Source organism: Streptomyces sp. WELS2 (genome assembly GCF_013870595.1).
Classification (GTDB): Bacteria; Actinomycetota; Actinomycetes; order Streptomycetales; family Streptomycetaceae; genus Streptomyces.
Window position 1 is genome coordinate 1 of record NZ_JACBWZ010000170.1, and the last position, 9982, is coordinate 9982.

7 protein-coding genes are annotated in these 9982 nt (G+C 71.7%); 1 reads left to right on the forward strand and 6 read right to left on the reverse strand.

The annotated features are described in order from the left end of the window. Window positions 1–258: 258 nt before the first annotated feature. A complete protein-coding gene (locus H5J33_RS13190) occupies window positions 259–2133 on the reverse strand; it encodes a long-chain fatty acid--CoA ligase (protein ID WP_181795094.1) in 1875 nt (624 codons plus the stop codon). 262 nt (window positions 2134–2395) lie between these two features. After that, entirely contained in the window at window positions 2396–4270 is a 1875-nt protein-coding gene (gene lepA, locus H5J33_RS13195; protein WP_181795095.1) for a translation elongation factor 4, read from the reverse strand. 225 nt (window positions 4271–4495) lie between these two features. On the opposite strand from lepA, the gene rpsT reads away from it, so the two are divergent. Continuing rightward, entirely contained in the window at window positions 4496–4762 is a 267-nt protein-coding gene (rpsT, locus tag H5J33_RS13200; protein ID WP_181795096.1) for a 30S ribosomal protein S20, read from the forward strand. Between the two features lie 510 nt (window positions 4763–5272). Here the strand turns inward: rpsT and holA are convergent. From holA to H5J33_RS13220, 4 genes are all read right to left on the reverse strand, one after another. Next, complete coding sequence (gene holA / locus H5J33_RS13205) at window positions 5273–6262, reverse strand: DNA polymerase III subunit delta (protein ID WP_181795097.1); 990 nt, start codon at window positions 6260–6262, stop codon at window positions 5273–5275. Between the two features lie 87 nt (window positions 6263–6349). Further along, window positions 6350–6595, reverse strand: coding sequence for a hypothetical protein (locus H5J33_RS13210; RefSeq protein ID WP_030777274.1), 246 nt, complete (start codon window positions 6593–6595; stop codon window positions 6350–6352). A gap of 414 nt (window positions 6596–7009) precedes the next feature. Then, window positions 7010–7891: a YceI family protein gene (locus tag H5J33_RS13215; RefSeq protein WP_181795098.1), complete on the reverse strand. Its 882-nt coding sequence runs from the start codon at window positions 7889–7891 to the stop codon at window positions 7010–7012. 187 nt (window positions 7892–8078) lie between these two features. Beyond that, on the reverse strand, window positions 8079–9982 hold a 1904-nt coding region (locus H5J33_RS13220; protein ID WP_181795099.1), incomplete at its 5' end, for a ComEC/Rec2 family competence protein.

Genomic DNA, 9982 nt, shown 5'->3' on the forward strand with positions numbered 1-9982 from the left:
GCCCGCCCCCGCGCCGCGCCTGGCTGGGACTCGCTGTCCCGCTGTGCGGGTATGGCCGCCATGTCCATGCGGCCAGGGTGACAGACCGGACCCGCCTATAAGCGCCGAGTCACGGAACTGACCGGAAGACGGAACCTTTCGAGCGCCGGTGAGCGTTGAATTCGAGCGTCGGTGAGCGGTGACGGCACGCGGCCGCGCGACGGCGGGGCGGCGCCGCGTGGCGCGAAACCGTGGGCGGCCCGCGCTCGCCCCGGCGGTCTACGCCTCTCTGGCGCCGGCGTACATCTCGTCGATCAGGTCCTTGTACGTCCGCTCCACCACCGGCCGCTTCAGCTTCAGGCTCGGTGTGATCTCGCCGTGCTCCACGTCGAGGTCGCGCGGCAGCAGCCGGAACTTCTTGATGGTCTGCCAGCGCTGGAGCCCGGCGTTGAGCTGCCGTACGTACCCGTCGACCAGCTCCACCGTCTGCGGCGCGGCCGCGACCTCGGCGTACGGCCTGCCCTCCAGGCCGTTGTCCTTCGCCCACTGGAGGATCGCGGGCTCGTCCAGGGCGATCAGGGCGGTGCAGTAGTTCCGGTCGGCGCCGTGCACGAGGATGTTGGACACGTACGGGCACACCGCCTTGAACCGGCCCTCGATCTCGGCCGGCGCGACGTACTTGCCGCCGGAGGTCTTGATGAGGTCCTTCTTGCGGTCGGTGATGCGCAGATAGCCGTCGGGCGAGAGCTCGCCGATGTCGCCGGTGTGGAACCAGCCGTCGGACTCCAGCACCTCGGCGGTCTTCTCGGGCTGCTGGTGGTAGCCCTGCATGATGCCGGGGCCGCGCAGCAGGATCTCGCCGTCGTCGGCGATGCGGACCTCGGTGCCGGGCAGCGGCTTGCCGACCGTGCCGGTGCGGTAGGCCTCGCCGGGGTTGACGAAGGAGGCGGCGGAGGTCTCGGTGAGGCCGTAGCCCTCCAGGATGTGGATGCCGGCGCCGGCGAAGAAGTAGCCGATCTCCGGGGCGAGCGCGGAGGCGCCGGAGACACAGGCGCGCAGCCGGCCGCCGAAGGCCTCGCGCAGCTTGGCGTAGACGAGGGTGTCGGCCACCTTGTGCTTGGCGGCGAGCCCGAACGGCGCCGAGGCGACACCGGTGCGGCGGAAGTTGTCCTGGGTGACCTCGGCGTACTCGCGGGCGATCTCGGCGGCCCACTGGAAGACCTTGTACTTGGCCGCGCCGCCCTCGCGGGCCTTGGCCGCCACGCCGTTGTACACCTTCTCGAAGATGCGCGGCACCGCCGCCATGTACGTCGGCCGCACCACCGGAAGGTTCTCGATGATCTTGTCCGGGCGCCCGTCGACCGCGGTGACGTGTCCGACCTCGATCTGGCCGGAGGTGAGCACCTTGCCGAAGACGTGCGCGAGCGGCAGCCACAGGTACTGGACGTCGTCCATGGTGACCAGGCCGGTCGCGGCGATCGCCTTGGCCATGTACGCCCAGTTGTCGTGCGGCAGGCGCACGCCCTTGGGGCGGCCGGTGGTGCCGGAGGTGTAGATGAGGGTGGCGAGCTGCTCCTTGGTGATCGCGCCGACCCGCTCCTTGATCAGCTGCGGGTGCTGCTCCAGATAGGCGGCACCGCGCTCCTCCAGCTCGGCCAGGCTGATCACCCAGTCGCCGGTCTCCACACCGGCCGGGTCGATCACCACGACCTTGGCCAGGGCGGGCAGCTCCGGGCGCTTCGCCACGGCCTTGGCCAGCTGTGCCGCGTCCTCGGCGACCAGGACCCGGCTCTCGGAGTCGGAGAGGATGAACGCCGACTCGTCGGCGTTGGTCTGCGGGTAGATGGTCGTGGTGGCACCGCCGGCGCACATGATGCCGAGGTCGGCGAGGATCCACTCGACGCGGGTGGAGGAGGCGAGCGCCACCCGCTGCTCGGGCTCGATGCCCAGCTCGATGAGCCCGGCCGCGATCGCGTACACCCGCTCGGCCGCCTCCGCCCAGCTGAGCGACTCCCAGTCGTCGGGGCCCTCGCCGGCGGCCGGCGGGACGGGGTAGCGGTAGGCCTCGGCGTCCGGTGTGGCCGCCACGCGCTCCAGGAAGAGGGCCGCCACGGACGGCGGACGGTTCTCGATCAGGGTCTGTGTGTCGCTCACGACATCCTCCGGGGCCCGCGACGGTGCGGCTGGCTCGGTGCGGCTGGGTTGACTCACGGTGGGGTAGCGGACTGTTGTTTAACTCGCGAGTAACTAACGAGCAGGGATCAGGGTAAGGGTCGGCCGCCCGCCGCGTAAGGGGCATCGGCCCGACACTTTCCGACACCGGGCCACGCCCGCTACGCACGGGGGCCCGCCGCGCTTTCGCACGACGGGCCCCCCGCATGCCCGCTGTGCGGGCGTAACCGGCCGTAACCGGCGGCTACTTCTTGCCCTTGGCCGACCCCGCACCGTCATCGCTGGACAGGACGGCGATGAAGGCCTCCTGCGGAACCTCCACGGAACCCACCATCTTCATCCGCTTCTTGCCTTCCTTCTGCTTCTCCAGCAGCTTCCGCTTACGGGAGATGTCACCGCCGTAGCACTTGGCGAGGACGTCCTTGCGGATGGCGCGGATGGTCTCGCGGGCGATGACCCGGGCGCCGATGGCGGCCTGCACCGGCACCTCGAAGTTCTGCCGCGGGATCAGCTCCTTGAGCTTGGCGACGAGCCGCACGCCGTACGCGTACGCCTGGTCCTTGTGGGTGATCGCCGAGAAGGCGTCCACCTTGTCGCCGTGCAGCAGGATGTCCACCTTGACCAGGGAGCTGCTCTGCTCGCCCGTGGGCTCGTAGTCCAGGGAGGCGTAACCGCGCGTCTTGGACTTCAGCTGGTCGAAGAAGTCGAAGACGATCTCCGCGAGCGGGAGGGTGTAGCGGATCTCGACACGGTCCTCGGAGAGGTAGTCCATGCCCAGCAGCGTGCCGCGCCGGGTCTGGCACAGCTCCATGATCGCGCCGATGAACTCGGTCGGCGCGAGGATCGTCGCCCGCACGACCGGCTCGTACACCTCGGCGATCTTGCCCTCGGGGAACTCGCTCGGGTTGGTGACGGTGACCTCGCTGCCGTCCTCCAGGATCACGCGGTAGACCACGTTGGGGGCGGTGGCGATCAGGTCGAGGCCGAACTCGCGCTCCAGCCGCTCCCGGATCACGTCCAGGTGCAGCAGGCCGAGGAAGCCGACGCGGAAACCGAAGCCGAGGGCGGCGGAGGTCTCCGGCTCGTAGACCAGCGCGGCGTCGTTGAGCTGGAGCTTGTCCAGGGCCTCGCGCAGCTCCGGGTAGTCGGAGCCGTCCAGCGGGTACAGACCGGAGAAGACCATCGGCTTCGGGTCCTTGTAACCGCCGAGCGCGTCGGTGGCGCCCTTGCTCTGGCTGGTGACCGTGTCACCGACCTTGGACTGCCGGACGTCCTTCACCCCGGTGATGAGGTATCCCACCTCACCGACGCCGAGGCCGTCGGCCGGAAGCATCTCCGGCGAGTTGACACCGATCTCCAGCAGCTCGTGCGTGGCGCCGGTCGACATCATCCTGATGCGCTCGCGCTTGTTGAGCTGGCCGTCGATGACACGGACGTACGTCACGACACCGCGGTAGGAGTCGTAGACCGAGTCGAAGATCATCGCGCGGGCGGGCGCGTCGGCGACTCCGACCGGCGCCGGGATCTCCTTGACGACCTTGTTCAGCAGCGCGTCCACACCGAGACCGGTCTTCGCCGAGACCTTGAGCACGTCGTCCGGTTCGCAGCCGACCAGGTTCGCCAGCTCCTCGGCGAACTTCTCCGGCTGCGCGGCCGGCAGGTCGATCTTGTTCAGCACCGGGATGATCGTGAGGTCGTTCTCCATCGCCAGGTACAGGTTGGCGAGGGTCTGCGCCTCGATGCCCTGGGCGGCGTCGACCAGGAGGATGGTCCCCTCGCAGGCGGCCAGCGACCGCGAGACCTCGTAGGTGAAGTCGACGTGCCCCGGGGTGTCGATCATGTTGAGGATGTGGGTCGTGCCCTGGTCGGGGCCCTCGGTCGGGGCCCAGGGCAGACGCACCGCCTGGGACTTGATCGTGATGCCGCGCTCGCGCTCGATGTCCATCCGGTCGAGGTACTGAGCACGCATCTGCCGCTGCTCGACCACACCGGTCAGCTGGAGCATCCGGTCGGCGAGCGTGGACTTGCCGTGGTCGATGTGCGCGATGATGCAGAAATTGCGGATCAGAGCCGGGTCGGTACGGCTCGGCTCGGGCACATGGTTAGGGGTCGCGGGCACGCAGGGTCCTGTCTCTTGAGGCGCCTTATGCCTCGGGTCGGATCGTTACGTAGTCTCCATGGTCCCACGGGGAGGGACCCAGAGCCGTTTTGGGCTGTCCGGAGGGCCACTGGTACTGTAGATGGCTGTGCCTCATGCCCTCTCAGCGCGAGGCGCGACAGAAAATTTTGGATCACCGGTTCGGGACCCGAGCGGCCCCGCGCCTGAACCTGAAAAGGCTCCTTCGTGGCGAACATCAAGTCCCAGATCAAGCGGATCAAGACCAACGAGAAGGCGCGGCTGCGCAACAAGGCCGTCAAGTCCTCTCTGAAGACCGCGATCCGCAAGGCCCGTGAGGCCGCTGCCGCGGGTGACACCGAGAAGGCCACCGAGCTGCAGCGCGCTGCCGCGCGTGCGCTCGACAAGGCCGTCTCCAAGGGCGTCATCCACAAGAACCAGGCCGCCAACAAGAAGTCGGCGCTTGCTTCCAAGGTCGCGTCCCTCAAGGGCTGAACCTCCTTTCTGATCTGACCGCCGGAAGGACCCAGAGCGGGCCCTCTCTCATCCGCTCCCGACCGGCACCCCGGACCCACGCGCGGCCTGCGTTCGCCACGCGGGCGTGGATCCACAAGCTTGATCCAACGGCCCCGGCGCCTTCGCCTTTCCCCAAGGCGGGCACCGGGGCCCTTGGCATGCCTGGGCACTGCCTCGGGCGCGCCTGGAGAAGGGTGGGGCTCCCTGGGCAGACGCGCCGGGCGTCCGCTGCCCATGAGCGCGCGCCGGTTGCCGGATGCACGCGCTCGTTGACCGTCTGTCCGATGCCCGTGTTTCGGCGGGGCGGCGGAGCTATCCCAGCCGGTGGCTCATCGGCAGGCGGGCGGGCCGAGCCGGGGGCCTCCGCCGCTCCCCCTAGTGCCGGCTCGTCCGTGGGCGGGACGGACCGGGGCGGGCGGGGGCGGGGCGGACCGGCCTGCCGGCCCCCGCTCCCTTGTGCCGCTCGTCGGTGGGTGGGGAGCCATCCGGTCAGGCCCGGCCTCTGGAGCGGGCGGCTCGGGCGATCACCACGACCGCCTTCTCCAGGGCGTACTCGGGGTCGTCGCCGCCGCCCTTCACGCCCGCGTCCGCCTCCGCGACCGCTCTGAGCGCCACCGCGACCCCGTCCGGCGTCCAGCCCCGCATCTGCTGGCGCACCCGGTCGATCTTCCACGGCGGCATGCCCAGCTCACGCGCCAGATCGGCCGGCCGACCGCCGCGGGCCGAGGACAGCTTGCCGATCGCCCGCACGCCCTGCGCCAGCGCGCTGGTGATCATCACCGGCGCCACGCCTGTCGCCAGCGACCATCTCAGGGCCTCCAGCGCCTCCGCCGTACGCCCCTCCACGGCCCGGTCGGCGACCGTGAAGCTGGAGGCTTCGGCGCGCCCCGTGTAGTACCGCCCGACGATCGCCTCGTCGATCGTCCCTTTCACGTCGGCGACCAACTGCGAGACCGCCGAGGCCAGCTCCCGCAGATCGCTCCCGATGGCGTCGCAGAGCGCCTGGCAGGCCTCGGGGGTGGCCGACCGCCCTAGGGAGCGGAACTCGCCCCGCACGAAGGCCAGCCGGTCCGCCGGCTTGGTCATCTTCGGGCAGGCCACCTCCCGCGCGCCCACCTTGCGCGCCGCGTCCAGCAGCCCCTTCCCCTTGGCGCCGCCGGCGTGCAGCAGCACCAGCGTGATCTCCTCGGCGGGCGAACCGAGGTACGCCTTCACGTCCTTGACCGTGTCGGCGGACAGGTCCTGCGCGTTGCGTACGACCACGACCTTGCGCTCCGCGAAGAGCGACGGGCTGGTCAGCTCGGCGAGTGTGCCGGGCTGCAGCTGGTCCGGGGTCAGGTCACGTACGTCCGTGTCGGCGTCGGCGGCCTTGGCGGCGGCCACCACCTCCCGCACGGCACGGTCGAGCAGGAGGTCCTCCTGGCCCACGGCAACGGTCACCGGGGCGAGAGGGTCGTCATTCGCAGTCTTCCTGGCCATCGCCTACAGCATCCCACGCGGCACCGACAGCCAACCGGCTCCACCACCCTGAGCGGTCCCGGAGCGGATCCCGAGGGCGGCTCGGGGTCACGGTTCCTCGCGCCAGCCGTCCCACTCCCCCGCGAACGCGTCCAGCTCGGCGGGGTCGAGCCGCTCGCCCTCGTCCCGCAGGACCACCAGCCACTGGGCGTCCTCGGCGTCGTCCTCACCGGCCAGCGCGTCCCGGACGAGCCGGGGCTCCTCGTCGATCCCGAACCGTTCCCCGAGCGCCTCGGCCGCTTCCTCGGCGGCGTCGCGGTCGGGCAGCACCAGCACATGTCTCACATCGCTCACGGGCCCATTCTCCGGCACCCGGCGGAGGCCTCCGGTCCGGGCCGGCCCGCAGTCCCGGACCTGATCCGCCGAGGTCGGCCCAGGTCAGCCGGCAGGCCTGCCTGTGCGCGGAGGCCGGGCCTGCGCGCCCGGGCCGTGTGTACGCCCCGTGTACGCCGTCGGCAGGTCCGGTCCCCGCCCTGGGGTCCGCCTGGCCTCGCCGTTGGTACCCGCGGCCCCCGGAACCGGTTACCCGCGACCCCCGGGATCGGTACTCGTTGCACCCGGCCACCGGTAGTCGCCGGCACCCGCCAGGACGCGCCCGGCGGCCCGTCGCCGTGCCCCGGTCCAGCCGATCCCTGCGGATGGGCTCTGCCACGCAGGCGCGGTACCGGAGGGTCGGCCGCCGGCTTCGGCCGGGGTGATGCCGCGCGGTCAGCTCCTCGGCACGATCTGTACGTCGAGGTCGACACGGATGCTCGGTCCGACCGCCGCGATGCCCCGGGCCAGCATCGACTGCCAGCTGATCGTGAAGTCGTCCCGGTGCAGCTCGGTGGTGGCCCGGCAGGCCGCCCGCGTCTCGCCCTCCACGCCGTTGCCGAGCCCGAGGTACTCGGTGTCGAGCGTGACCGTGCGGGTCACCCCGTGCAACGACAGCGCCCCGGTGACCGCCCACCGGCTGCCGCCCTTGTGCACGAACCGGTCGCTGTAGAACTCCAGCGTCGGGAACCGCTGCACGTCCAGGAAATCCGCCGACCGCAAGTGGTCGTCGCGCATCCGGATCCCCGTGTCGATGGAGGACGCGTCGATCACCACGTGCATCGCCGACCGTTCCATCCGCTCGGCGATCCGCACCACCCCGGCGAAGGAGTCGAACCGCCCGTGGATCCGGGCCAGTCCGATGTGCCGTGCGGTGAAGCCGACCGAGGAGTGCGCGGGATCCATGTCCCAGTCACCCGGCGCCGGCGGTTCCGGCGGCTGGGCCACCTGAAGCGTCACATCGCCCAGCGAGGCGAGGGAGTTCTCCCCGACCAGGGCGGCGGCCCGGTAGGGCGCGTAGCCCTCGGCCGCCACCGCGAGCCGGTACTCCCCCGCCGGCACCATGGCCAGGAACAAACCGTAGGGGTCCGTTCCCCCCGTCACCACCCGGCGGCCCATGGCGTCGGTGACCGTCAACTCCGCGCCGGTCACCGGCTCGTCGACCGGGTCGACCACCCGGCAGCTGAGCACTCCCGCGTGCGGTGGTACCCGGACCCCCGCCAGGGGATTCGACCGTTGCACGCGGCTTCTCCGGTTACCCGACAACCGACCGAACATCCACGACACCCCTGTACCCCTCGACATGATCCATTGCCGAAGGTTCATTCGATCACCGATGCGGCTTTCGAGGCAACACGGGCCCACATCACAGGAATCCGCTGCATGCGCCGGGACTGATCCGAATTAGTCGCTGAGGTCGGGGTTTCACACAGCCACCACACGGCTTATCCGGTGTGACACCGGGTCAGCGCGCGGTCGTCACCCGCATCCCCCCGTCCCTCCCCCCGGTCCCGGTGAGCGCGAGCGCCCCGTCCCGGTCGGTGCGCAGGACCGTCGCCCCGCCGCTCCGCAGGGCGGCCACGGTCGACGGTGCCGGATGGCCGTAGGGGTTGTCGGCGCCGGCGGAGACGAGTGCCACCCGGGGTGCGGCGAGGCGCATCAGCCGGGGATCCTGGTAGGCCGAGCCATGGTGGGCCACCTTCAGGACGTCCACCCCGGCCAGGCCGGCCGCCTCCGGGGACCGCAGCAGGGCCTGCTGGGCCGGGGGTTCGAGGTCCCCGAGCAGCAGCAGTCGCAGCCCGCCCGTGCGCACGAGCAGCGCGACGCTGGCGTCGTTCGGCCCTTCCGGCTGGAAGGCCGGGCCGGGCGCGGAGCCGGGACCGGGTACGTAGGCGGGACCGGGTACGTAGGCGGGACCGGGTACGGAGGCAGGACCGGGTACGGAGGCGGGCGTTCGCGTTCCCAAGGGCGCGCCTGCTCCCTGGGGCGGGGGCCACAGGACCCGCCAGCTGAGCGGTCCGACGCGCCGTTCCTCTCCCGCGGTGGCCGTCACGACCGGGATGTGCCGCCCGGCCGCCTCCCTGTGGACGAACCGGGCCTGGTCAGCCGGTTCCGCGAGGGCGGTGGTCTCGATCGCGGCCACCGAGCGGCCCCGCAGGACGCCGGGCAGGCCCGCGACGTGGTCGGCGTGGAAGTGGGTCAGGATCACGAGGGGGATACGGGTGACGTCCAGTCGCCGCAGGCAGTCGTCGACCAGCGCGGGGTCCGGTCCGGCGTCCACGACCACCCCGGTTCCCTCCCCCGCCGCCAGCACCGTCGCGTCGCCCTGCCCGACGTCGCACATCGCGAATCTCCAGCCGGGCGGCGGCCAGCCCGTGATCACCCGCGTCAGCGGCGCCGGCCGGGTCACGACCAGCACGAGCAGTATGGCGAGCAGACCGCACCACACGGGGTGCCGCAGCAGTCTCCGGCCGGCCGCCACGACGGCCACGGTGACCGCCGCGAGCGCCAGTGCCCCCGGCCAGCTCCCCGGCCAGTCCACACCCGCGCCGGGCAGCGCCGCCCCGGCCCGGGCGACTCCGGCGATCCACCCGGCAGGCCAACTCGCGCACCAGGCCAGCGTCTTGGCCACCGGCATCAGCACGGGTGCCGTCACGAGCGCGGTGAACCCCAGCACTGTGGCCGGTGCGACCGCCACCTCGGCCAGCAGATTGCACGGCACCGCCACCAGGCTCACCCGGGCCGACAGCACCGCCACGACCGGCGCGCACACGGCCTGGGCCGCGGCAGCCGCCGCCAGCGCCTCGGCGAGCCTCGGGGGCACCCGGCGCCGCCGCAACGCCTCGCTCCAGCCCGGCGCCAGCACCAGCAGCGCGCCGGTGGCCAGCACCGACAGCAGGAAGCCGTAACTCCGGGCCAGCCACGGGTCGTACAGCACCAGCAGCAGTACGGCCGTGGCCAGCGCCGGGATCAGTGATCTGCGGCGCCCGGTGGCCAGGGCGAGCAGTGCGACGGCGCCGCAGACCGCGGCCCGCAGAACGCTGGGGTCGGGGCGGCAGACGACCACGAAGCCCAGGGTCAGCGCTCCCGCGAGCACGGCCGTCATCCTCAGCGAGAGGCCAAGTCGTGGGGCCAGGCCCCTGCGTTCGGCCCGCTGGGCCAGGCCGGGCGGCCCGATGAGCAACGCGAGCAGGACGGTGAGGTTGCTGCCGGAGACGGCGAGGATGTGCGCCAGGTCGGTCTCGTCGAAGGCGCGGTCCAGCTCGGGCGTGATCCGCGAGGTGTCCCCGACGACCAGTCCGGGAAGCAGCGCCCGCGCGTCCCCCGGCAGGTCCTCGGTCGCTTCCCGCAGGCCCGCCCTGAGCCGGC

Excerpts from the sequence above, each read along its gene's own strand:
- holA (WP_181795097.1), bottom strand. The coding sequence starts at position 6,262 with ATGGCCAGGAAGACTGCGAATGACGACCCTCTCGCCCCGGTGACCGTT.
- H5J33_RS13215 (WP_181795098.1), bottom strand. The coding sequence starts at position 7,891 with ATGTTCGGTCGGTTGTCGGGTAACCGGAGAAGCCGCGTGCAACGGTCG.